23 protein-coding genes are annotated in these 22,122 nt (G+C 49.1%); 8 read left to right on the top strand and 15 right to left on the bottom strand.

The annotated features are described in order from the left end of the window. Positions 1-30 precede the first annotated feature (30 nt). A complete protein-coding gene (locus tag HQN79_RS01130; protein ID WP_173283871.1) occupies positions 31-561 on the bottom strand; it encodes a TIGR00645 family protein in 531 nt (176 codons plus the stop codon). 87 nt (positions 562-648) lie between these two features. Next, positions 649-873, bottom strand: coding sequence for a DUF2798 domain-containing protein (locus HQN79_RS01135; RefSeq protein ID WP_173283872.1), 225 nt, complete (start codon positions 871-873; stop codon positions 649-651). A gap of 193 nt (positions 874-1,066) precedes the next feature. Between HQN79_RS01135 and HQN79_RS01140 the strand changes: the two genes are divergently transcribed. After that, complete coding sequence (locus HQN79_RS01140; protein WP_173283873.1) at positions 1,067-1,453, top strand: PaaI family thioesterase; 387 nt, start codon at positions 1,067-1,069, stop codon at positions 1,451-1,453. Positions 1,454-1,490: 37 nt separating this feature from the next. Here the strand turns inward: HQN79_RS01140 and hemG are convergent, their stop codons facing one another. The 5 genes from hemG to HQN79_RS01165 all read right to left on the bottom strand — a co-directional run bounded on the left by hemG (position 1,491) and on the right by HQN79_RS01165 (position 4,787). Beyond that, positions 1,491-2,027, bottom strand: a complete 537-nt coding sequence (hemG, locus tag HQN79_RS01145) for a menaquinone-dependent protoporphyrinogen IX dehydrogenase (protein WP_173283874.1) — start codon at positions 2,025-2,027, stop codon at positions 1,491-1,493. Positions 2,028-2,086: 59 nt separating this feature from the next. Next, on the bottom strand, positions 2,087-2,383 hold the full coding sequence (locus tag HQN79_RS01150; RefSeq protein ID WP_173283875.1) for a hypothetical protein: 297 nt from the start codon (positions 2,381-2,383) through the stop codon (positions 2,087-2,089). 133 nt (positions 2,384-2,516) lie between these two features. Next, positions 2,517-3,044 carry a class I SAM-dependent methyltransferase gene (locus HQN79_RS01155; protein ID WP_173283876.1) on the bottom strand — a complete coding sequence of 176 codons (528 nt, stop codon included), beginning with the start codon at positions 3,042-3,044 and terminating at the stop codon, positions 2,517-2,519. A gap of 126 nt (positions 3,045-3,170) precedes the next feature. Continuing rightward, complete coding sequence (locus HQN79_RS01160; protein ID WP_173283877.1) at positions 3,171-3,335, bottom strand: hypothetical protein; 165 nt, start codon at positions 3,333-3,335, stop codon at positions 3,171-3,173. 117 nt (positions 3,336-3,452) lie between these two features. Beyond that, positions 3,453-4,787, bottom strand: a complete 1,335-nt coding sequence (locus tag HQN79_RS01165; RefSeq protein WP_238843395.1) for a ferredoxin reductase family protein — start codon at positions 4,785-4,787, stop codon at positions 3,453-3,455. A 295-nt stretch (positions 4,788-5,082) separates the two neighbouring features. Between HQN79_RS01165 and HQN79_RS01170 the strand changes: the two genes are divergently transcribed. Together HQN79_RS01170 and HQN79_RS01175 are read left to right on the top strand one after the other, a co-directional pair. Continuing rightward, positions 5,083-5,622 carry a YaeQ family protein gene (locus tag HQN79_RS01170; RefSeq protein WP_173283878.1) on the top strand — a complete coding sequence of 180 codons (540 nt, stop codon included), beginning with the start codon at positions 5,083-5,085 and terminating at the stop codon, positions 5,620-5,622. Positions 5,623-5,706: 84 nt separating this feature from the next. Next, positions 5,707-6,960, top strand: coding sequence for a malic enzyme-like NAD(P)-binding protein (locus HQN79_RS01175; protein ID WP_173283879.1), 1,254 nt, complete (start codon positions 5,707-5,709; stop codon positions 6,958-6,960). A gap of 44 nt (positions 6,961-7,004) precedes the next feature. On the opposite strand, the gene HQN79_RS01180 is transcribed toward HQN79_RS01175, so the two are convergent. The 3 genes from HQN79_RS01180 to dbpA form a co-directional block, all read right to left on the bottom strand. Further along, on the bottom strand, positions 7,005-7,370 hold the full coding sequence (locus tag HQN79_RS01180; protein ID WP_173283880.1) for a response regulator: 366 nt from the start codon (positions 7,368-7,370) through the stop codon (positions 7,005-7,007). Between the two features lies 1 nt (position 7,371). After that, entirely contained in the window at positions 7,372-9,558 is a 2,187-nt protein-coding gene (locus HQN79_RS01185) for a methyl-accepting chemotaxis protein (protein WP_173283881.1), read from the bottom strand. A 347-nt stretch (positions 9,559-9,905) separates the two neighbouring features. Continuing rightward, complete coding sequence (dbpA, locus tag HQN79_RS01190) at positions 9,906-11,297, bottom strand: ATP-dependent RNA helicase DbpA (RefSeq protein ID WP_173283882.1); 1,392 nt, start codon at positions 11,295-11,297, stop codon at positions 9,906-9,908. 199 nt (positions 11,298-11,496) lie between these two features. Between dbpA and HQN79_RS01195 the strand changes: the two genes are divergently transcribed. The 3 genes from HQN79_RS01195 to HQN79_RS01205 all read left to right on the top strand — a co-directional run bounded on the left by HQN79_RS01195 (position 11,497) and on the right by HQN79_RS01205 (position 13,402). After that, entirely contained in the window at positions 11,497-12,036 is a 540-nt protein-coding gene (locus HQN79_RS01195; protein ID WP_173283883.1) for a YaeQ family protein, read from the top strand. A 24-nt stretch (positions 12,037-12,060) separates the two neighbouring features. Further along, on the top strand, positions 12,061-12,348 hold the full coding sequence (locus HQN79_RS01200; RefSeq protein ID WP_173283884.1) for a VF530 family protein: 288 nt from the start codon (positions 12,061-12,063) through the stop codon (positions 12,346-12,348). A 499-nt stretch (positions 12,349-12,847) separates the two neighbouring features. Continuing rightward, positions 12,848-13,402 carry a hypothetical protein gene (locus HQN79_RS01205; RefSeq protein WP_173283885.1) on the top strand — a complete coding sequence of 185 codons (555 nt, stop codon included), beginning with the start codon at positions 12,848-12,850 and terminating at the stop codon, positions 13,400-13,402. A 93-nt stretch (positions 13,403-13,495) separates the two neighbouring features. Here the strand turns inward: HQN79_RS01205 and HQN79_RS01210 are convergent, their stop codons facing one another. From HQN79_RS01210 to HQN79_RS01225, 4 genes are all read right to left on the bottom strand, one after another. After that, entirely contained in the window at positions 13,496-13,792 is a 297-nt protein-coding gene (locus HQN79_RS01210; protein WP_173283886.1) for a nucleotidyltransferase family protein, read from the bottom strand. A gap of 2 nt (positions 13,793-13,794) precedes the next feature. Further along, positions 13,795-14,214 carry a nucleotidyltransferase substrate binding protein gene (locus tag HQN79_RS01215; RefSeq protein WP_173283887.1) on the bottom strand — a complete coding sequence of 140 codons (420 nt, stop codon included), beginning with the start codon at positions 14,212-14,214 and terminating at the stop codon, positions 13,795-13,797. A 43-nt stretch (positions 14,215-14,257) separates the two neighbouring features. After that, a complete protein-coding gene (gene metH / locus HQN79_RS01220) occupies positions 14,258-17,962 on the bottom strand; it encodes a methionine synthase (protein ID WP_173283888.1) in 3,705 nt (1,234 codons plus the stop codon). A 165-nt stretch (positions 17,963-18,127) separates the two neighbouring features. Beyond that, entirely contained in the window at positions 18,128-19,384 is a 1,257-nt protein-coding gene (locus HQN79_RS01225) for a GGDEF domain-containing response regulator (RefSeq protein WP_173283889.1), read from the bottom strand. Positions 19,385-19,598: 214 nt separating this feature from the next. Here HQN79_RS01225 and trmA point away from each other — a divergent pair, with 214 nt between their 5' ends. Then, entirely contained in the window at positions 19,599-20,684 is a 1,086-nt protein-coding gene (trmA, locus tag HQN79_RS01230; RefSeq protein ID WP_173283890.1) for a tRNA (uridine(54)-C5)-methyltransferase TrmA, read from the top strand. A 129-nt stretch (positions 20,685-20,813) separates the two neighbouring features. After that, positions 20,814-21,578, top strand: coding sequence for a sulfite exporter TauE/SafE family protein (locus tag HQN79_RS01235; RefSeq protein WP_173283891.1), 765 nt, complete (start codon positions 20,814-20,816; stop codon positions 21,576-21,578). Between the two features lie 84 nt (positions 21,579-21,662). On the opposite strand, the gene HQN79_RS01240 is transcribed toward HQN79_RS01235, so the two are convergent. Further along, on the bottom strand, positions 21,663-21,917 hold the full coding sequence (locus HQN79_RS01240) for a hypothetical protein (RefSeq protein ID WP_173283892.1): 255 nt from the start codon (positions 21,915-21,917) through the stop codon (positions 21,663-21,665). Positions 21,918-22,122 lie beyond the last annotated feature (205 nt).

Consider the following 22,122-nt stretch of genomic DNA (forward strand, 5'->3'; position numbering starts at 1 on the left):
GCTTTGCAAGGTCCGGCTGTTTCAAAAAATTCAGTGCTCGCTGTTCGCTTTGGATGCACTGTGGTTATTGTGCCCTAATCTGTCCATTAGAGCGTACATTACGCCGGAAACGACAAAGGTTACGTGCAGGCCGATCATCCATGCCAGATGTTTATCGGAAAATTCCTCAACGTTCATAAACGCTTTTAGAAGCTCGATCCCCGAGATGGCGACAATCGATGCGATGACTTTGATTTTCAGATCCGAGAAACCGATATGTCCCATCCATTCCGGGCGGTCTTCGTGGTTTTCCAGATCCATTTTAGAGACGAAGTTCTCATAGCCGCTGAAAATAATGATGATCAGCAGGTTCATGATCAAGGCGACATCGACCAGTGTCAGTACGCCGATAATGATATTGCCGCTGGAAGCACTGCCGAGACTCAAAGCCAGATCCAGCAGCTCTTTGCCGAATTTGAAAAGCAGAATGATCATGGCGATTACCAGACCCAGATAAACCGGCGCCATCAGCCAGCGGCTGGCAAACAGTAAGCCTTCGAAAAAAGTTTCTACCCGTTTCATACCCTTCTTTCCATAAAAAAAGTTTGGGGTATTTTAGCGGATTTAATGAGGGGCTTGAGAAAATCTGAATGGCGGATCGCCGGCGATTCAGGCGCGGATCAGAAGGCCGGTAATTCGTTTAACGAGCGGGGAGACCAGTAAAACCGTCGGGAAAGCCACGATAAAGGCGGTCCACCAGGCGTGAAACCAGATACCTAGAAAGTTTTCCGGAATACCGATATTGATAATGCTGACAACGGCGGACATCAGAAACGACATCAACAGGGCCATAAAAAAGCCGAAAACAATGTGCTGGTATTTTGGAGAAAACATAAATGCTCCGTGGAAATTCTTAAACGGGTTCTTAATACAATCGGTTCTTTGATAGAATCTTAAAAGCGTAGTGATCACTACACTTTGTTATTTTGTCCGATTTGCACGGCCGATTCAAGTGCCTGCTGTTTTCATCCCTTGAGAGAGTATGGAATATCAGAATGCGCCGTTAAATGAGGTTTTGAGGTTAAAGATGCGAAATATTAAGTTTCCTTTTCTGGAACATATCGGAGCGGAATTGACGGCGTTTGAGTCCGGTAGCGCCGAAGTCGAGTTGCACGTTAAACCCTATCATCTACAGCATATGGGGTTTGTTCATGGCGGGGTGATTTCCACCTTGATGGATAATACCGGCTGGTATGCGGCGGTTTCCAATCTTGAGGAAGGCTGTACGGCGGTCACGATGGAAATTAAGGTTAATTATCTGAAGCCTGCATCCGGTAAGCATTTGCTGGCCAGTGCCACGGTCAAACGCAAAGGGCAGAAAGTCTCTTTTGTGACCATTGAGCTGCTTGATGGAGACCAGCTGGTGGCTTATGCGACGGGAACTTATGCAATTCTGTCGGAGACTGGAGCCTGATTCCATAATTCGTCAGGCACCTGGATTCATGGGCGTTTCAGGGGGCCTGTAGCCGACCGATCTCTTTTCCGAAATCCTCGACCCGCTCCCAGTCGGTAAATTCAAACGAGGCCGTTGTGTCGGTCGGGCCGTGTGTGAGTTTCATAATCAAGCGGATCATCATACGGTCAAGAAAAGCGTAGTTTGGATAGTCGATTCTTCCTGCAAAAACTTCCGCTTTGGTCGGCTTCCAATCGGTCTGCTTAAAAAGCTTTTTGAAATAAGGATTGCTCTCCGGGCGGTTTTTTTCCGTTTTCCGCGCGACAACATTGACCGAGAAAAAAGCGCTCGCTTTACGGCTCAAAAGTTCCAGATTCTGTTCGATAAAATGCAAGACGGCGGGGCGATAGTTTCCGTAGCGGATGCTCGCTCCAAGAACCAGTTTGTCAAAAGGCTCAAGATCCATATGCATCGCCTGATCGAGAGAGACGAGGCTTACCTGGTTGTCGTCGTCCGCTATGGTTTTCTGCAAATGCTCGCAGATTTTTTTGGTATGGCCGTCCACAGTGGAATACACAATAAGGGTATGTGACATCGTATTGGCTCCGCTAAATTCTGTTGAGACAGCCGTTTCGCGACGGAAAGGCGATCGGCTTATTTGGAAAACTTTTCGTTACGGTTGCGCCACAGCTTAGCCACTTCTTTATCCGTGCCGACAAAAGCGACAAGCAGGCAGATCAGACCAATACCGCCGAACAGGACAACGGGCAGTATTCCCCCCAGTTCGTTGATCATCAGAGAGAAATACAGGGTAATGCCGGCAATTCCGAAAAACAGCACGCCCATAATTTTCAGGACGGTACGATGAGATGGGCTGTATTCGTACTCTCCGGTGGAGTTTTCCAGCGGACGCAGAATGGGAGCGGCAAGTTTGCGCAGGATTTGTTTCATGGTAGCAAAGACTTTATAGGTTGATGTGTTCCTAGATTAGCTTTGTTGTGCGGATTAATAAAGTCTAATTTCCACTCATGTGGTTTCAACAGGGCTTGCTTCAAGCAGTTTGCCCGATCACTTGTATCGGTCATCAGGTCTCTTGTGTCGCTTTCTCAAGCAGTGCCAACTGATTCAGAAAAAGCGTGAAATAACGGTGCTCGTATCCGTGGTCGAGAAGATCTTTGCGGGTCAGGTAATATTTGTGGTCGTCAATATGCGCTTTATTAACCATCCGCACGGCCGCCAGCGTATCCAGAACCGGTTTTCCGTAGACCGACGGGGTTGTTGCGATGACCAATTGTTTGGCAACCCGTTTAAGTTCCCGAAGACCGTTCTGCCAGTCGTCCAAATGCTCCAGAACCGCGAGACAGACCACAAGGTCAAAACTGTTATCGGCATACGGCAGGCGGGTGTTTAAATCGCAGTAGGCACAACTTCCGTCGACATCGCAGGTGGTCATTTCAAAGCCCATTTCGCTGAGCAGTCTGTGGGCGTCACCGTAACCGCCGCCGACATTCAGGCAGGTTTTGCCGCGGGTACTGTGATCCAGACGACTGTCGATCGTATGTTTGAGTTGCCGGTAGCGTAATTTGCGCGTTGCGAAATCAAGTAAAGCCATTAGGGATTATTGTTCTCTGTTGAAAGTTTGCTCAGGTCGGTATGTGAAACTGCATTATGCCTTGAAGCGTTTGTAATGCAATGTACATCCGGCGCTGAGATGTTTTTCCTGGCGCTGGACGGCCGGCTATTTGGGCGCTTGCTTGATTTTACGCAGCTTATAACGGGGCGAGTGTTCGTACAGATCGTCCCAACCTTCATCGGTTCTCGGGTCCTCGTCACGCGGGTACGGCGTTTCGTCTTTGACCCACTCGTAACCGAACAGACGGAAAATAGCATTAAGAAATGACATGGGTCGACTCTCTGTAGTTGGCGCCATCGTTTTATCATACTGGAACTTTGCGCGAAAGGCCTTTCGGTTCTGGCAGGCCGATCGATGACGCGCTTTTTAAAAGGTTGCGAGGCCATCTTAACGCATGGCAAACAATTCCTGATGGAAGTCTTCGCTTGGCAGACCGTGGTCGATGAAATCCCGATGCAGGTGCTCGCCGAAACCGCTTGGACCGCAGAACCAGATACTGCTCAGCAGCCATTCCGGTACCGTTTCGCGAATTTGTTCCGGCGTCAGGCGTCCGTCTTTCGGTGTCACGATCAGGTGTAAACGGATGTTAGCGGCTTCGGCATCGGCGCGCAATTTGTCGATCGCCTGTTGGTCGTATTCCGAGGTGACATGAAACAGGTCGACTTTCTGGTTTCCGGGATGCTTGGCCAAATGTTTCATTCTGGCGATAAAAGGCGTGATTCCGATTCCGGCGCCGATCCAGATCTGCCGAGGCTGATGGTCCTTAAAGTGGAAGCAGCCGTATGGCCCTTCAACCGTGACCGGCATGCCGACGTGCAGGCGCGAGTGCAGTTTGTGCGTCCAATCGCCCAACTCTTTAACGATAAAGGTCAAACAGGGTTTCTTCGGATCCCAGGCGGAAGCGATGGTATAGGGATGCGCGCCTTCCGAGGTGTTTGAGGTGACAAATGCAAACTGTCCGGGCTCGTGGCCAGGCCAGGTCTGATCTACGCGGATGCTTCCTTCGATTGCGCGTACCCCCGGGTAGGACGAGATCGACTGGATCGTTCCGCGAACTTGTCTGCTGTGACCGACGCGACCGAGCAGAACCAGTATGGCGGACACGGTTCCCGCCAGCAGCAGCGCGGCCATTACCCAGCCGACCGGCTGGCGCCAATAGTCGAAGTCCATCAGCACGACACTGTGGAAGGCGAGGACCAGATAGACGGCGGCCAGCCATTTGTGTGTTTTCTTGAACCAGTGATACGGAAACCATTTGAGCAGTGCCAGAATCATCAGGACGGCGGCAATATAAAATGCCCATTCTCCAAGGCTCTCGGCGAGTCCGCGCTGGTCGCGGAACCATTGCTCTAGGGCTGGCAGTTGCTCCTGGCTTCTTGGTCCGCGCTCAGGGCGTTCCAGCCAGCCCCAGCCGACCATCCATTTAGTGCCCAGAGCCCACCACCAGTGCAGAACGGCAAAAACCAGAGCGGTGATCCCCAGCCACTTATGCAGACGGTACATCTTGTCCAAACCGTTCAGGCGCGCTTCAAACCAGACCGGACGCAGTGCCAGGATCATCGCCACACTCATGACGCCGATGGCGATTACGCCGGAGTACTGCACGAAGACGCCGCGAAAAGCGAAATAGCTCATCGGCTCGGGCAGAAGAGAATCCGCGAGTAGCCAGAGGCCGCTCAATGACAGGAAAATCAATCCAAAAGCAATTTTAATCGGTTTCAACGCGGAACCCTCCCAATCGGATAAGCACGATTTAATTACAGCATGCCCGGTTTTTCGTGGTACCAGGGCAAATTATCTGCACGATAGTATGTACGTAAAAAGTGCAAACTTTGTGTAATTAGGCGGAACTGTGTAAATAATATCAGGAATTTGTCGCCATGCACCGGTTAACGCTCAACCCGCATACGGAGTGGCGTGCCATCGACGACCATGCCGCAATATTCTGCCGTTGTCGGTCGCGTTTGGGTTTATGATGTGCGCCTGTTTTTAAAGCTGATATTTCAAAGGGTACTCCGTGGCGCTGAAACCGACCGTTTATAAATTCAAAATCTCGCTGTCCGATCTGAACCGTTCGCACTATGATGCGATCAGTCTGACGGTGGCCAAACACCCTTCGGAGAATGACGAGCGCATGATGACGCGTTTGCTGGCGTACTGCCTTAATGCGCAGGAAGGATTGGATTTCGGTGCCGGTTTGAGCGAGGTTGATGATCCGGCGATTTCTCTGACCACTCTGGATGATCAGCTGGCACTATGGATCGATGTCGGCGAACCGGCGGTCGATAGAATCAAAAAGGCCAGTCGCAAAGCGCAAAAGGTCAGAGTCTATAGTTTCAACAGCAAATCCGATGTCTGGTGGGAGCAGGGGCAGGCACAGTTCAGCCGTCTGGAGGTCGATGTTTACCGCTTCAACTGGAATGAAATTCAGGCCTTTGCCGCCATGTTGGAACGCACCATGGATTTTTCGGTCACCATTAGCGGCAACTCCGCTTATATCGCGGCGGCGAAAGGGGAGTGCGAAGTGCATTGGGAAGCCTTGCTAGAGAAAGAATGAATTTCATTTTACTCAGACCCCGGAGATTAAACTTGCTAAGCTAAGATTGCGTTCGAGTAGCGATCAAGCAAGAGGATTGAATCGATGAAGCAGGCTGCACTGAACTACCATCGAGAGGCTAAGCCAGGTAAGTTGTCGGTGGAAATTACAAAACCGGCAGATACCCAGCAGGATTTGAGTCTTGCCTACAGTCCGGGGGTTGCGGAACCCGTCAAAGAGATCATGGCGGATAGTCAACTCGCTTATGACTACACCATCAAAGGCAATCTGGTGGCGGTGGTTACCAATGGGACGGCAACTTTAGGGCTGGGCAATACCGGCGCTTTGGCTTCCAAGCCGGTCATGGAGGGTAAAGCCTTGCTCTTCAAACGTTTTGCCAATATCGACAGCTTTGATATTGAAATCGATGAAACCGATGTCGATAAGTTTGTTGAAATCGTCACTAAAATTGCGCCGACTTTTGGCGGTATTAATCTGGAAGACATTGCCGCACCTGCCTGTTTTGAAATCGAACAGAAATTGATTGAAGCGCTGGATATACCGGTTTTTCACGACGATCAGCACGGCACCGCGATTATCTGCGTTGCCGCGCTGCTAAATGCTTTACAAATTCAAAATAAAGCTTTAGCGGATGCCAAAATCGTGTGTGTCGGCGCCGGGGCGGCGGGGATCGCGATTCTGAACCTGCTTTTGGAGAGTGGCGCTCAACACGACAATATTCTGCTCTTGGATTCCAAGGGCGTAGTCCACTCCGGGCGCGATGACCTGAATGTTTATAAACAAGCTTTTGCGGTTGAAACCGATAAGCGCACTCTAACGGATGCGATGCAAGCCGCGGATGTTTTCCTAGGGTTGTCGGTTGCGAATCTGTTGACCGCAGAAATGTTGTTGTCCATGGCCGCCAGGCCGGTGGTACTCGCGATGGCAAATCCGGACCCAGAAGTTTTGCCGGAAGCGGCACTGGCTATTCGTGACGATATTATTATCGGCACAGGTCGCAGCGACTACCCGAATCAGGTTAACAATGTGCTCGGCTTTCCATATATTTTTCGCGCTGCTTTGGATTGTCGCGCCAAAGAGATCAATTCTGAAATGAAACTGGCTTGCGTGGAAGCCCTGAGAAATCTGGCAAAAGAACCGGTTTCTCAACAAGTGTTAGATGCCTATGGTTTGCGGGAACTGAGCTTCGGCAAAGATTATATTTTGCCAAAACCTACCGATTCACGGCTTCTGCAACAACTTCCTCCTGCTATTATCCAGGCCGCAAAAGCAAGTGGTGTTGCGAGGGAGGTATTGGGAACCACAACGGAACGGTTTTATTCAGCGGAGTCCGAATAAAAGGTAGCGCGCACAAAGTATAATTTATGCCGTCTTGCAAGGTTCTATTGAGCGAGAACCTGTTGCATCATGAATTCAAAAGTATCTTTGTCGGTCGGTTTTTTTAAGTAACCACTCATTCCTGCTTCAAAGCAGGCGTCTTTCGTCTCTTGAGAATCGTTGCCGCTCAAGGCAACGATGGGGGTCTGGACGTTCATGGCCTTAATTTCTCTCGCGCACTCGAAACCGTCCATTTCCGGCATAACCAAATCCATCAGGATGACATCGAATGCAAAGAGTTTTAACGTGGCCAGCGCTTTTTGAGCACTGGATGCGGTAACGACTTCATGCCCCAGTCTGGTGAGCATGTGCGCTTGAATCTGTTGGAAGATCTCGTTGTCTTCAACCAATAAAATTTTTAAAGATCGCAATTTAGGAATTTTCTTTTTTGGTTAATGAATATTTCGACGCATCCAGCACCTGAGTATCCCCTAGATCAAAATAGGCCATTTCATTACGCAGGGTCTCGGCCTGATGTCGCAAGTTTTCCGCAGAAGCGCTGGTCTCTTCAACCAAAGCGGCATTCTGTTGAGTGGCACTGTCGATCTGACTGATCGCCTGGTGAACCTGTTGCACGCCTTCTGCCTGTTCCTGCGCGGCCTGTGCGATTTGCGAAACCATATTGGTCACCTGTTCGATCGACTGGTTGATGTCGTTCAGCATTTCGCCCGATTCGGAAGCCAGTGTCGAGCCCTGACTGACGCGGCCAACGGTTTCATCGATCAGTGTTTTGATCTCCTTAGCCGCTTCGGCAGATTTTTGCGCCAAATTGCGGACTTCCGAGGCAACGACCGCAAAACCGCGCCCATGTTCGCCTGCTCTGGCCGCTTCTACTGCGGCATTCAACGCCAGCAGGTTGGTCTGGAAGGCGATGCTGTCGATCAGGGTTACAATATCGGCAATCTTATGGCTGGATTCTTCGATGGCCGTCATCGCCTGAATCGTCTGCTGCATAACGCCGACACCTTGTCCGACTTTGCTCTGAACGTCGATAGATACTCTGTTGGCTTCCTGTGCGTTGGTACTGCTGCTCTGCACCTGTGAGTTCATTTGCTCCATGGTGGCGGAAGTTTCTTCCAGAGCGGACGCCTGCTGTTGGACTCTTCCGCTCAGAGCCAGAGAGCCCTGCGCGACTTCGCGCGCCGCGGTATCCACGGAGATGGAAACCTCAGAGGTCATGCCGACCACTTCTTTAATTTTGTGCGAAGAGAAGTTGATGGCATTTTTCAGATCATGAACCTGGCCTTTAAAGACACCGGCCGGCAACTCTTTGGTTAAATCGCCCTGTGCCTGAGCCGTCATGACATCGCTGATCGAACTCATGACGCCGCCGAGGGTGGTCATGGTGCTGTTGATGGTATTGCCCAGTTCCTCCAGGTCGCCTGGGAAGACATCGACCCGGTAGTTGAAATCACCTTCTTCAATGTGACGCAGAACGCGGGTAATGTCGTTGATGTTTTTAATCTGATTGGTCTTATCCAGCCATTCGACCACATAACCGACTTTCTGGTTCTGACGGATAATCGGCACTACGGTAAGTTCCAGAATCAGATCCGAAACGGTCAGATTTCCGCTCCACGGCTCCATAAGCGCCTGCACCATTTTGCGCTGATGCGCAGGGTCTTTGTGGAAGACGTCCATATTGGAACCGACGACCTTATCCGCTCTGAAGTTCGGCAGCGCTTTTTGCAGGCTTTGTTCGTTGCGTTTGAACATCTCGGCCAGTGACTGGTTGATGCTCTTAATATTAAATTCCGCATCGGCCACCATTAGATTGGTACTGGCGCTGTTCATCGCCGTGGTCAATACGGCGGCGTTTTTGGCGGCATCGTAACTTTTTGCTTCCGATTCGGCGACGCGAGTGCGCAGCATATTGATCAGAAAGCCCAGTTCGGTTTTGTCGGCCACGGCTTCCTGAAGGTTGCCGTTGGCGACCTGTTCAATACCGTTTTTTACCCCTTTAGACAGGCTGCCACTTTTTAAAATCGACCCAACCGTTGCAATCAATGCAACCATGCCCAGAGCAGCCAGCCCCCAGGTTAAGGTGGAGGACTGCGCTTGCAGAGCCAACCCGATAATCGCGATCAGAGCGACAGCAAGGCTGATAAATGGCAGGGTGAACTGTTTGGCTTTCGGTTCCTGTTTGGTCCATGGAAAGCTGGCTTTGCCGGCTTTAATATCCGCATACAGTTTGGTGGCGTATTGTTTCTGCTGATCTGTGGCCGGGTATCTTACCGAGAGATAGCCGGTGATCTTGCCCCCTTCCATAATGGGGGTGGCATTCGCCATGACCCAGTAATAATCGCCGTTTTTGCGCTTGTTCTTGACCAGGCCTTGCCACGGTCTGCCGGCTTGCAGTGTTTTCCAGAAATCGACAAAGGCTTCTTTAGGCATGTCCGGATGGCGCAGAATATTGTGCGGTTTGCCGGTAAGTTCGACATCGCTGTAACCGGAGGCTTCTCTGAAACCTTCGTTGTAATCGACAATATTACCTACCAGATCCGACGTCGATAGAATGACTAGATCGTCCGCCAAAAAATATTCGTTGCCTGAACTCATGACATTATGTCTCCAAAAAGGTGCTTTTCTCTATATCGGCGCAAAGACAAGTTTTGTTAGCAAGTTTTGCACGAGAGAGTGCATTGACGTTAGTAAGAGAAAAATAGCATAAAAACCGCTCTTCACTGGAATTTGTTGGGACAAATTTGACCATTTTTGAAGGCATCTCTCAGTTATGAGAGGAGACCATGACGGTTTTGAGTCTGTGCAGTGAGCATGGTCTATAAGCGTTTTCTGATCTCGTTCGAGAGCGCCCGGTTAAGTTTGTCACCGATACAGGTTGGATGCCATGAGAATCGGTGCTGGTTGCAGGAAAGGGGGGACGCCCGAGCGTATGTTAAGAATAGTCAATTCAAAAAACGTGCGCGCGTTTTACGTCCTTTCAGTTTGCCATGGTTCAGTTGATTCAGAGCTTGCTGACTGACGTTCTTGCTGACCGCAACATAGGAACGCATCGCTGTGACTTTTATTTTGCCGACCTGATCTCCGGCAATGCCGCCGTCTCCGGTCAGCGCGCCTAAAATATCGCCCGGGCGGATTTTACTTTTCTTGCCGCCGTCAATTTGCAGGGTCACCATCGGGGCTTTGATCGGGCGTTGCATCAGTACGGAATCGTCGGGGAGCGCTTCGGTTTCAATCTCAAACCCTAAGGCTTCTTCCAGCAGTGCCACTTTGTAATTTTGCTTGTCGCTGATCAGCGAGCAGGCAAAACCGCTTTTACCGGCACGGCCGGTGCGCCCGATACGGTGAATATGCACTTCCGGATCGTGCGCCAGATGATAGTTGATGACTACTTCGACCGAATCGATATCCAGACCGCGCGCTGCGACATCGGTGGCGACCAGTACGGTTGCACTTTGATTGGCAAACTGAATCAGGGTCTGGTCGCGTTCGCGCTGCTCCAGATCGCCATGTAGCGCCACGGCGCTGAATCCTTGCGTCTTAAGGTCGTCGGTCAAATCCTGCACTTCGCGTTTGGTATTGCAGAACACCACTGCAGAAGTGGTCTGATGCGCCAGCAAAACCAGTTTGACCGCTTTTTGACGTTCGGCCTCATTGGCAACCTGATAAAAGTGCTGGCGAATGGCGTTGTCATTGTGTACAGATTCAACTTTAACGTGCTGCGGATTCTGCAGAATATGCGCGGCGAGTTGTTGAATCGAATCCGGAAAGGTCGCGCTGAAGAGCAGACTTTGGCGTTCGTCCGGCGTTTGTTCGATAATGGTGGTCAATGACTCTTCAAAGCCCATCTCCAGCATGCGGTCGGCTTCGTCCAGCACCAGTACATTCAGATCATCCAAAAACAGCGTACCGCGTTTTACGTGATCTTCCACACGTCCCGGTGTGCCGACCACAATATGCGCGCCGTATTCCAGTGAAGCCGCTTGCGGTTTAAAAGGCGTACCGCCGCACAGGGTCAGCAGTTTGACGTTTTCGATCTGACTGGCGAGTTTGCGGATTTCGGTCGCCACCTGTTCCGCCAGTTCTCGGGTCGGGCATAATACCAACGCCTGCGTTGAAAACCACTTCGGTTCCAGCTTTTGCAGTAAGCCCAAACCGAAAGCAACGGTCTTTCCCGAACCGGTTTTGGCTTGCGCAATCAGGTCGTCGCCATTCAAAATAAACGGCACGCTCTGCGCCTGAATCGGCGTCATGGCGGTGAAGTTCAGGTTTTGCAATGCGCCAAGCAATTCAGGGCGTAGGGCAAGTTCAGAAAAAGAGTCGGAAGAATGTGTCAAAGGCGGGCCTGCTATTTTCAACGGCAATACTAAAAAACCGGTTAAGGTGGAAATCGTGGAAATCAAAAGAATATTGTACGTTAAGGCGTGAATCCGAGTGCGGTTGATTTAACCAAGCCGATTCAATTGAGACAACTCAAAGAGGGTTTTGTGGGATGATGTGCAGCTTGTTGGATGATAATGTAAAAAAGGTTAATCCATGGCGCTCAAACCGACCGTATATAAATTTAAAGTTTCTCTGTCAGATATGAATCGCTCGCATTATGATGCTTTGAATTTAACGGTGGCCAAACATCCGTCGGAAAACGACGAGCGCATGATGACGCGCTTACTGGCTTATTGCCTGAATGCTCAGGAGGATTTAAGTTTTGGCGCCGGGCTAAACGATGTGGATGCCCCTTCGATTAGCTTAACCACCTTGGATGACCAGATTGCGCTGTGGGTGGATGTGGGCGAACCTGCGTTTGAGCGCATTAAAAAGGCGAAGCGTAAAGCCAGTCAGGTCAAGGTGTACAGCTTTAACAGCAAGTCCGATGTGTGGTGGGAGCAAGGCCGCTCGCAATTTAGTCAGCTACCGGTCGATGTCTATCGTTTTAACTGGGATGAAATTCAAACTTTGGCTGGGATGCTAGAGCGTACAATGGATTTCTCAGTCACCATCAGCGGTAACTCGGCCTATATTGCAACGGCAAAAGGCGAATGTGAAGTCGCTTGGGAAACCTTGCAGGAACAAGCGTAACCATAAGGTTAAAGGATTCACTCAATGACAAAACAGTCGAATACGCCAAACTTGGAACAAACCTCTACCCAACGCAATAATCCATTGCATGGTCTTACCTTAAAAACGATTGTCAGTGAGCTGGTCGAATATTACGGCTGGGATGGTTTAGCAGAGAAAGCACCGATGAACTGTTTCAAAAATAACCCAAGCCTCAACTCTAGCTTGAAGTTCTTGCGTAAAACCCCTTGGGCAAGAGATAAAATCGAACAACTCTATCTATTCACACAACGAGAAATCGCCCGTCAGAAAAAAGCGAGAGACGATCGTTAGCTCTCTAGCAGTTTGTTCTAACAGTGCTTATCTAGACAGTTAACTCCATAAAAACCCGGTTCACGTGAAGCCAGCTTAGTACGCTAAAACTCCCCTTGTAATAAATTGTGCAAAAGTTCTTGGAGTAGCGAACGATCTAGGTGCCCCTTGAGGGTAAGAAACGCTACAGTTTCTCGTCTCTCCGCTTCGCTTCAGCCGAGTTCTCCGTTTGAGTGAAGCGAGTTCAGCGCACAAGTTTTAGAACTTGCCAATTTAAGGCAGAGCGAAAAAGTAAAGAAAGCTTCGTAATTAGGCTAGTAATTTAATTTTACTTTGCCCCCAATTGTTCGATTATTATGCACTCCCACGCGAGAGCGCGGGAATAAAGTATAATAATAATTATTATTAAGTCTTAACGAGGGAAAGTGCTGATTTTTACTGAATGAAGTGCATTTTTACTTTAAAAATAGATTTTTATCTGTATTGTTGTTTGTTGCTTTCCCTATTAACGAGGTTCGAGATGATTAAATATATCACTTTGATTTTTGCTGTATTTTTCTCTTCAGTTGCAAGTTGTTCACAAGTTTTTATTTTCAATGATGAAAAAGAACTTTCTAAGTTCGTAGATTTGCAAATCATGCTAAATGACATAAGAAATAAGCAAATTGCTGAGGGAAAAATTGAAGGAAAAAAATATCGTACTTTGAAGAAGGGGAAGAAATTGGTTTTTAAAGCCAAAGTTGATAACTTTATCACCAGAGGTTTTACTCAAAAAGTAACGTCTTTTTCCTATCAAGTAGGTTCTCGATCGAAAGCAGATTTAAAGCTACAGAAAAGAGTTCCTCAAAAAAGAAACCTGATTATAGATTTAGAAGAAGAATCAAGTCCTAATTTATTTGCTAGATTACAAAAGAACCGAAAATTTATAACAGTCGAATGTGATGGTGGATTCCTAAAAAGAAATAGGGATATTGATGATCCGATGCCCTCACTTAATGGCCCAGTTAGAGAATATAATAAGCCGGGTTATAGAGAGCCAGTGTTGTTCAAGAGCTGTAAAATTATTAATGGATGATTTTATAAAATGGATCGAATAGAGTTTATGAAATTCAGTAAATAACTAGGGCAGAGGGATCAATGGGATCAGGCTCGATTGATTTACTTGTTTCTAATTCAGTTTGATTAACGAGCTTTCAATATTATGCTTAAAACTGTCATTTAAAGCATACCAATCTTGAACATCTACTCTAAATGGTAAATCAGAAAATTCAAAAGCATCTTTGAGCTTGTAGAGTTTTTCGATAGGAAGTTTTTCGTCGGCTCTGACGAGTAAATCTAAATCAGAATAAGGTCTGGCTTGATCTTTTGTTCTGGAGCCATAGGCAAAAACAGCATGGGGTTCATCGATAATACTGTTAACGATACGAAGAACTTCCAGAGATTGCTGCTCGGTGAGTTGAAGCATCTTTAACCTTTGGCTTTCAATGCATTGAGTAGCTTGCTTGCTTCTGGCAAAAATTGCACTGCGACTTTAAACACTTCATCAGCTGTATTTTCATTGTAGGTATGGCTGGTTTCATTACGAGCGCGGTGAAATAGCATCCAGTTTTCTACCGAGTCAATCAGTTGGTACTCGGCGGCTAAACGAAACAACTCTTGGCGTGATACACCATCGACTTGGCTTTTACCCAAGTTCTCACCCAGCCAGCGTTTAATGAACTTCCAGCTGAGTTCATAAGTGAATTCAAAATGTTGAACTACGCCTGAAACTAAAGTGCGGAGCAGAGGTGAGGAGTCGGTAGATTTGAATTCATCAACGACTTTTAGGCTTTCATCAAGTCTAGAAATCGCTTTTTCTAATGCTGTGAAATCAAGTTTATTATCCATCTGCTCACCTCAATTATTCAGAGTGACAATACACGATGCCTGTCTACTGCGCAAAGTCTTCAGGATCATACCCCAGATTCGGTGCCAGCCATTTCTCGGCTTCTTCTACGCTCCAGCCTTTGCGGTGGGCGTAGTCTTCAACTTGGTCACGACCGACCGAGCCGATACCGAAGTATTTTGAGTCAGGATGCGAGAAGTAGACACCGGAAACCGCCGCAGTCGGCGTCATGGCGTAGCTTGACGTCAGTTCCAGACCGATTTCGGTATCCGGTTTAAGCAGTTCCCAGATGGTGCCTTTTTCGGTGTGTTCCGGACAGGCCGGATAACCCGGAGCAGGGCGGATACCCTGGTATTTCTCACGAATCAGAGCTTCATTATCCAAGTTTTCATCCGGCGCATAACCCCATTCTGTTTTACGCACCATTTCATGCAGGGTTTCGGCAAAGGCTTCGGCAAAACGATCGGCGAGTGCTTTCAGCATAATCGCTTCATAGTCGTTGTGCTCGGCTTCAAATTCGGCCGCTTTTTCATCACAGCCGATCCCGCCGGAAACCGCGAATAGACCGACGTAATCAGCGATTCCGGTTTCTTTCGGCGCAATATAATCGGATAGACATTGGTTGTAACCGCCGCGTTTTTTCTCAGCCTGTTGACGTAGGTTGTGCAGAACGGTCAGCACTTCGGTGCGCGACTCGTCGGTATAGACTTCAATGTCGTCGCCAATCGTATTCGCCGGATAGAAGCCGTACACCGCTTTGGCGGTCAGCCATTTCTCGGCAATGATTTTTTCCAACATCGCCTGCGCATCGGCATACACCTTGCGCGCTTCTTCACCAACCACCTTGTCATCCAGAATGCGTGGGAACAGACCGTGCAGTTCCCAAGATTGGAAGAACGGCGACCAGTCGAAACGTTCCAGCAGTTTTTCCAGCGGGTAATCCTCAATGACACGGGAACCCAGGAAACTTGGTTTCACCGGCTGATAACCGTTCCAGTCGATCTCAATACGGTTTTCACGCGCCTTGTTGATCGGTACGCGTTTGACCTGCTTGGCGCGCGCTTTACGCTCTTCACGCACGGTTTCGTATTCTTCTCGAATCTTCGCGGCAAAGTCGGCTTTCAGATCGTTGGAAATCAGGCTTTGCGCGACACCCACCGCACGAGAGGCATCCTTAACATACACAACAGGATGGTCGTATTGCGGCTCGATTTTCACTGCGGTATGCGCTTTGGAAGTGGTTGCACCACCGATCAGCAGCGGCAAGTCCATATTGCGCTCTTTCATTAGTTTGGCGACATTGACCATCTCCTCCAGAGATGGGGTAATCAGACCGGAAAGCCCGATGACATTCGCGCCTTCGGCCACTGCGGTGTCGAGAATTTTCTCGGCAGGCACCATCACGCCAAGGTCGATGACCTCGAAGTTATTACATTGCAGAACCACGCCGACGATGTTTTTACCGATGTCGTGTACGTCGCCCTTAACGGTTGCCATGACGATTTTCCCGTTTGCCTGGCCTTCGGTTTTCGCCGCCAGCAGATAAGGGTCAAGATAGGCCACCGCGCGTTTCATAACACGCGCCGATTTCACTACCTGTGGGAGGAACATTTTTCCGGAACCGAACAGGTCGCCGACCACGTTCATACCGTCCATTAGCGGGCCTTCGATCACTTGCAGGCCGGAGCCCAGTTTTTGATAGGCTTCTTCGGTGTCCGCTTCGATAAAGTCGGTAATCCCCTTGACCAGTGCGTGTTCCAGGCGTTTTTCGACCGAGGCTTCACGCCAGGCGGTGTCTTGTACTTTACCGGCAGCGGAACCATCGCCACGGAACTCTTCAGCGACTTCCAGCAGGCGCTCACCGGCTTCCGGGTCTTTGTTGAGGATCACGTCTTCAACGGCCAGGCGCAGTTTTTCCGGCAGGTCGTCGTAAATCGCCATCTGACCGGCGTTAACGATCCCCATGTCCATGCCTTCTTTGATCGCGTAGTACAGGAACACCGAGTGAATCGCTTCACGCACCGGATTGTTACCACGGAACGAGAAGGAAACGTTGGACACCCCGCCGGAAATCTTGGCATGCGGCAGGTTGGCTTTAATCCAGGTGACCGCATTAATAAAGTCCAGACCGTAGTTGTTGTGCTCTTCGATACCGGTCGCGACCGCGAAGATATTCGGGTCGAAAATAATGTCTTGCGGCAGGAAACCGACTTTTTCAGTCAGTACTTCGTAAGAACGTTTACAGATTTCGATTTTGCGTTCTAGCGTATCTGCCTGACCGTCTTCGTCGAAGGCCATTACGATGGTTGCCGCGCCGTACTGTTTTACCTTGCGAGCGTGTTCGATAAAGGCTTCTTCACCCTCTTTGAGCGAGATGGAGTTAACCACACCTTTACCCTGAATGCATTTCAGACCGGCTTCGATGACTTCCCATTTCGAGGAGTCGATCATAATCGGTACGCGTGAAGCTTCCGGCTCGGAGGCCAGAAGATTCAGGAATTTAACCATGCACGCTTTGGCGTCCAGCATCCCTTCGTCCATATTGACGTCGATAATCTGTGCGCCGTCTTCCACCTGTTTCACCGCGATCTCGATCGCTTCTTCGTAGTTTTCTTCGATAATCAGGCGTTTGAATTTAGCGGAACCAGTGACGTTATTACGCTCACCGACGTTCACAAACAGAGAGTCTTCGTCAATGTTCAGTGGTTCCAGACCGGACAAACGGCAGGCAGGGTGGGTTTCCGGTAAGCTACGCGCCGGATGTTTTTGCGCGGCTTCCGCCATGGCCTGTACGTGCTCCGGCGTGGTTCCGCAGCAACCACCGATAATATTGATCCAGCCGTGTTCCGCCCAGTGGGCGATTTCCGCCGCCATCTGTTCCGGGGTTTCGTCGTATTCACCAAATTCGTTCGGCAGACCGGCGTTCGGGTGAATCGACACATAGGTTTCGCAGACGCGGCTCAGCTCCTGAACGTAAGGGCGCAGCTCTTCAGGCCCCAAGGCACAGTTCAGACCGACCGACAGAGGTTCGGCGTGCGCCACGGCGTTATAGAAAGCTTCGGTGGTTTGACCGGAAAGGGTTCTTCCACTTGCGTCCGTAATCGTTCCCGAAAGCATAATCGGCACTTCATAACCGATTTCGTTTTCCACTTCTTTAACCGCAAAGATTGCCGCTTTGGCGTTAAGGGTATCGAAAATCGTTTCAATCAGAATGGTGTCCACGCCACCTTCAAGCAAAGCATGTGTGGCCTGTTTGTAGGCCGTAACCAGTTCGTCGAAAGAGGTGTTACGGAAGCCCGGATCGTTGACGTCCGGCGAAATCGACGCGGTGCGGTTTGTTGGCCCCAAAACACCTGCGACAAAGCGCGGTTTACCATCTTCGCTTTCGGCAATGTCACAGGCTTCGCGCGCTACCTTGGCGCAAGCAAGGTTGAGTTCGCTGACATATTCCTGCATGTCATAGTCAGCTTGGGCAATGGTGGTGGCGTTAAAGGAGTTGGTCTCGATAATATCGACACCTTTGCGCAGAAAGTCCAAATGAATATCGCGAATCACGTCCGGTTTGGTCATCGCCAGAATATCGTTGTTGCCTTTGATATCCATGTGATAGTCGGCAAAGCGCTCGCCACGGAAATCCTCTTCGCTCAGGTTTAAACCCTGAATCATTGTCCCCATGGCACCGTCAAGGACGACGACTCGCTCGGCCAGCAAGGATTTCAAAATGGATAAACGTTGTGCGCGTGAACTCATGAAACTTTCCCGTAAATTATGCGGTTAGAGAGATAAAATTAAGCCGGTTATTTTACCCGATTTTGAAATTTTCGTCTGTAATCATTCTCATTGCACTTTGATCGGCTCAGGAGCACTCGAAAGGATTGAGGCTTCTCTGCGGTTTTCTTTGGGTAGTACGCTTTTCTATTTGGTTTTTGAGCACTTTGATAGCCGGTTGCGTCCGGTTTCTTTTGCGGTGTAAAGAGCATTATCTGCCTGCATAATGGCGTGTTCTAGCGAGTTGCCATGTGTACAAAGACCAAGACTGATGGTGACCGGCAAGCCGACGCTAGCTTTCGATTCTGTTTCAATCTGCTGTCGAAGGGCTTCACAGTTACCGGCTAATTCATCATGCGAATTGAGTTCACCAAAGACGCAAAATTCTTCTCCACCAAAGCGTGCCACTAAATTATAAGAGAAGTGCGTCTGCAAGCTTTGGGCAACATAAACAATGACTTCATCACCTTTTTGATGACCATAGGTATCGTTCACTTTTTTGAAGTGATCGATATCGATCATTAAGGTAAAAAATGGTTTTTGGGCTGTTTTCCATTGTTTGAACAGAGTTTCGCCGCGCTCAAAAAAGTGACGCCGATTAAAAAGGTTTGTGAGGGAGTCTCTGCGAGAGATGTATTCGATTTCCCGATAGGACTCGCTCAGTTCAATATTCTGTTTCAGTCGTACGTAAAACTCTTCAGGAGTGAAAGAGGTGTTAAAGAAGTCATTGACACCATATTTCATCATTTTGAGCGCCAGCTCGATATGTTCCACTGGCTCACAGGCCATCATAGGTAGCTGGTTTGAGTTGTATTGCTGGCGTATGTCATTAATCAGATTGAACAGTTCGTTTGGATCTATATGGCTTGAATCTTCTAGGAGAATCATATCCGGCTTCTGTGTTTTTAAGTGTTTTCGGATTCTTGAAGGTTGTTCAAAGGAGGTCACCTGATAGCGCTGCAGATACAGCATATTAATCAGTCTTTGAGAAAAGCGGGATTGATTGGTGCTTAATAGCCAGATTTGACGTCGAGGGTTTTTGTGCAGATTGAGCATGGTATCAACTGCATAGTTGATTGCTGCCGGATTGTCTTTCAGGACAAAATCGGCGACTTTTCTGTATATGTGATCGTTGCGTTTTTTTTCATTAAAAGAGGCGCTGAAAACGACGGTTGTAATGTGCTCTTTCAGCAGAAGCTTTAGAACCTCGCCTTTGGGCGCGTCAGGAAGATTCAGATCGCACAGCGCGACCTCGACGGGAGCACCGCTTTCAAGAAATGAGTGGACTTCGGAAAGAGTGTGGCAGATTTTTATCGGTAAAGAGCTACGGGCTTTTAGTTCCTGCTTAAGCAGGTTGGCGATTGATTTCTGGTCATCAACGATTAAAAAAGTCGGCTGAGTCATTATTCTCTATGGTGATATGCTCTGGTTTCGGTTAATTATCATACCCTTATATTTACTTAAATATACTTAATTTCAGGCAGGAATTACTGAGTTTCCGAGAAAAGAATTTTCTGATGCTCTTACAGGTATGCAGAGCAGGAGTTGCTATAATAGTTGTTTTGTTTGCCATCAAGCCGGGGGCGTCTGCGCCGGGCGTAATTAGATTGAATTGACTATGTTGTGCCAAGTTTTTCCTGAATCCTACCAACAGCAGCTTGCTGACAAGGTAGAACGTTTGCAGTCTTTACTGCCGCAGACTCCGAATCTGCAGGTGTTTGAATCGCCGTCGGCGCATTACCGCGCGCGCGCCGAATTTCGTGTCTGGCATGAAGAAGACGATACCTTTTATATCATGTTCGATCAGGAAACCAAGCAGAAAGTCCGCATTGACGAATGTCCGATGGCGATCGAGCCGATTGCTAATCTGATGGCGCCGTTGATGGAGGCGATTAAAAGCGAACCGGTATTGCGCAAGAAACTGTTTCAGGTCGATTTTCTGGCCACGCTGAGCGGCGAAATGCTGGTCACTTTGATCTATCGCCGTCAGATTGAGGGCGATGAGGAATGGTTGCAGGCGGCGGATAATCTTCGCAAGCAGCTGCCGATCACGCATATTATCGGGCGCGCCCGTAAGCAGAAAATTCTGCTGGATGCCGATTTTGTTACCGAGACGCTGGAAGTGGACGGCAAGCCTTATCACTACCAGCAGATCGAAAACAGCTTTACCCAGCCGAATCCTTATGTCGCGCAGCATATGCTGCATTGGGCACGTTCGGTTTCCGGGCAGTCGGATGGTGATCTGATCGAACTGTACTGCGGTAACGGCAACTTCTCGATCGCTTTGGCCGATCGTTACCGTAAGGTGCTGGCGACGGAAATTTCCAAAACTTCGGTCGCCTCGGCGCAGGTGAATATTGCGGCTAATCAGGTCGAAAACCTGCAGATTATCAAGATGGCGGCCGAAGAGGTTACCGAAGCTTTCGGCGGACGCGAGTTCAATCGTCTCAAAGGAATCGATCTGCAATCCTATGATTTCAGCACGATCTTTGTCGATCCGCCGCGCTCCGGTCTGGATGACCTGACCCGCAAGATGGTCTGCGACTATGAGCGGATTATCTATATTTCCTGCAACCCGAAAACTCTGGCCAGAGATTTGGAAGTTCTGACGCAGACGCATGAGATTCAGCAGACGGCGTTGTTCGATCAGTTTCCTTACACGCATCATATTGAAAGCGGCGTTTTTCTGACCCGTCGTTCCTGATCCCGCACCGTTCAAGCTTTTGGCTTTGGCTGACGATCATACTTTCGTCATATTTTGCGGGTTGGGCTTGTGTAAAATGGGGCCAGTTTTTTTCGTATATTAGCGATTAGTAATTTTTAGGAGAATCCTATGGTATTTGCCTGGATTGGCGCACTGTTTATCGGGATTACGCTGGGGCTTCTGGGCTCAGGCGGATCGATCTTAACCGTTCCGGTTCTGACCTATGTGGTCGGTCAGGAGACGAAAGTGGCGATAGCCGGATCATTGATGATTGTCGGTATTATCAGTGTCTTTTCGGCAATACCCTATGCTCGACAACAGCTGGTTCAGTGGAAAACCGTGGTTCTCTTCGGGGTTCCGGGAATGGCCGGTGCCGTAGCCGGTGCCTGGAGTGCGCATTTCGTTTCGGATGCGATTCAGATGCTGATTTTCACCGTTCTTTTGTTGATTGCGGCTTATTTCATGTACAAGCCGATGAAGCTTCAGGACGGGGAACATGAACCGCGCGCTTTTTATAAGATCGCTATCGACGGTTTCATCGTCGGGAGTGTTACCGGTCTGGTCGGTGTCGGCGGCGGCTTCCTGATTATCCCGGCGCTGGTGCTTCTGGGCGGTCTGTCGATGCGTCTGGCGGTCGGAACCAGTCTGGTGATTATTGCGGTGAAGTCGTTTGCCGGTTTTGTCGAATATCTGTCGGTGCTCAAAGCGCTGGATCTGACTTTGGACTGGAGTATTATCGGAATTTTCTCGGCGATCGGTATTTTCGGTGGCTGGCTGGGGCACAAGATCAGTTCCAGAATCGATCAGGAAGCGCTTAAGAAAGGCTTCGCAATCTTTATGCTACTGATGGGGCTGTTTATTCTTTATAAGAACATTCCGGCACTGCTCGCCTAAGCTGAACAGCTTTCTTTCATATACAAAAACGGCGCTTATTAAGCGCCGTTTTTTATTGTCCGCAGTGCAACGCTGATTAACCGCCTACTGCTGTCCGTGCCCGAGTTCTTCAGGCGTTTCCTTTAATTCAGGTTTGCGCTGTTCTGCCTGTTTAAGGTCTTGAATATAGGCGCGAATAGCTGCTGCGAGCGCCGGGTTCTCTTTGGCATAGTTTTCGAATCCGGCTGTATACGGATCATTATAGGAACCGCTTTCCTGAGAGGCCGAGGCCAGACTCGGCAGGTTTAAACCGGTTGTGACTGCCAGAGCGGCAAACATTAAAGGCAAGTTTTTTCGCATATACACCTCCAAATCATTTTTGTGAGTTAATGAGCTGAAACGCAAGTGTCATTGCGAACAATAATCTAAGGACGGTATTGGTTTTTTTAAAGGGCGTCGATACTGGAAAGTGTCTAATTTCCATCTATTCAGTCGGGCATACGACCATTAACAAACTGTCATTTAAGTTTCATATTGACTTCTATTGCGGCCGCTACCATTCCCC

Source organism: Thiomicrorhabdus xiamenensis (assembly GCF_013282625.1).
GTDB lineage: Bacteria > Pseudomonadota > Gammaproteobacteria > Thiomicrospirales > Thiomicrospiraceae > Thiomicrorhabdus > Thiomicrorhabdus xiamenensis.

Excerpts from the sequence above, each read along its gene's own strand:
- HQN79_RS01130 (WP_173283871.1), bottom strand. The coding sequence starts at position 561 with ATGAAACGGGTAGAAACTTTTTTCGAAGGCTTACTGTTTGCCAGCCGC.
- HQN79_RS01135 (WP_173283872.1), bottom strand. The coding sequence starts at position 873 with ATGTTTTCTCCAAAATACCAGCACATTGTTTTCGGCTTTTTTATGGCC.
- HQN79_RS01140 (WP_173283873.1), top strand. The coding sequence starts at position 1,067 with ATGCGAAATATTAAGTTTCCTTTTCTGGAACATATCGGAGCGGAATTG.
- hemG (WP_173283874.1), bottom strand. The coding sequence starts at position 2,027 with ATGTCACATACCCTTATTGTGTATTCCACTGTGGACGGCCATACCAAA.
- HQN79_RS01150 (WP_173283875.1), bottom strand. The coding sequence starts at position 2,383 with ATGAAACAAATCCTGCGCAAACTTGCCGCTCCCATTCTGCGTCCGCTG.
- HQN79_RS01155 (WP_173283876.1), bottom strand. The coding sequence starts at position 3,044 with ATGGCTTTACTTGATTTCGCAACGCGCAAATTACGCTACCGGCAACTC.
- HQN79_RS01160 (WP_173283877.1), bottom strand. The coding sequence starts at position 3,335 with ATGTCATTTCTTAATGCTATTTTCCGTCTGTTCGGTTACGAGTGGGTC.
- HQN79_RS01175 (WP_173283879.1), top strand. The coding sequence starts at position 5,707 with ATGAAGCAGGCTGCACTGAACTACCATCGAGAGGCTAAGCCAGGTAAG.
- HQN79_RS01185 (WP_173283881.1), bottom strand. The coding sequence starts at position 9,558 with ATGAGTTCAGGCAACGAATATTTTTTGGCGGACGATCTAGTCATTCTA.
- HQN79_RS01195 (WP_173283883.1), top strand. The coding sequence starts at position 11,497 with ATGGCGCTCAAACCGACCGTATATAAATTTAAAGTTTCTCTGTCAGAT.
- HQN79_RS01200 (WP_173283884.1), top strand. The coding sequence starts at position 12,061 with ATGACAAAACAGTCGAATACGCCAAACTTGGAACAAACCTCTACCCAA.
- HQN79_RS01205 (WP_173283885.1), top strand. The coding sequence starts at position 12,848 with ATGATTAAATATATCACTTTGATTTTTGCTGTATTTTTCTCTTCAGTT.
- HQN79_RS01210 (WP_173283886.1), bottom strand. The coding sequence starts at position 13,792 with ATGCTTCAACTCACCGAGCAGCAATCTCTGGAAGTTCTTCGTATCGTT.
- HQN79_RS01215 (WP_173283887.1), bottom strand. The coding sequence starts at position 14,214 with ATGGATAATAAACTTGATTTCACAGCATTAGAAAAAGCGATTTCTAGA.
- metH (WP_173283888.1), bottom strand. The coding sequence starts at position 17,962 with ATGAGTTCACGCGCACAACGTTTATCCATTTTGAAATCCTTGCTGGCC.
- HQN79_RS01225 (WP_173283889.1), bottom strand. The coding sequence starts at position 19,384 with ATGACTCAGCCGACTTTTTTAATCGTTGATGACCAGAAATCAATCGCC.
- trmA (WP_173283890.1), top strand. The coding sequence starts at position 19,599 with ATGTTGTGCCAAGTTTTTCCTGAATCCTACCAACAGCAGCTTGCTGAC.
- HQN79_RS01235 (WP_173283891.1), top strand. The coding sequence starts at position 20,814 with ATGGTATTTGCCTGGATTGGCGCACTGTTTATCGGGATTACGCTGGGG.
- HQN79_RS01240 (WP_173283892.1), bottom strand. The coding sequence starts at position 21,917 with ATGCGAAAAAACTTGCCTTTAATGTTTGCCGCTCTGGCAGTCACAACC.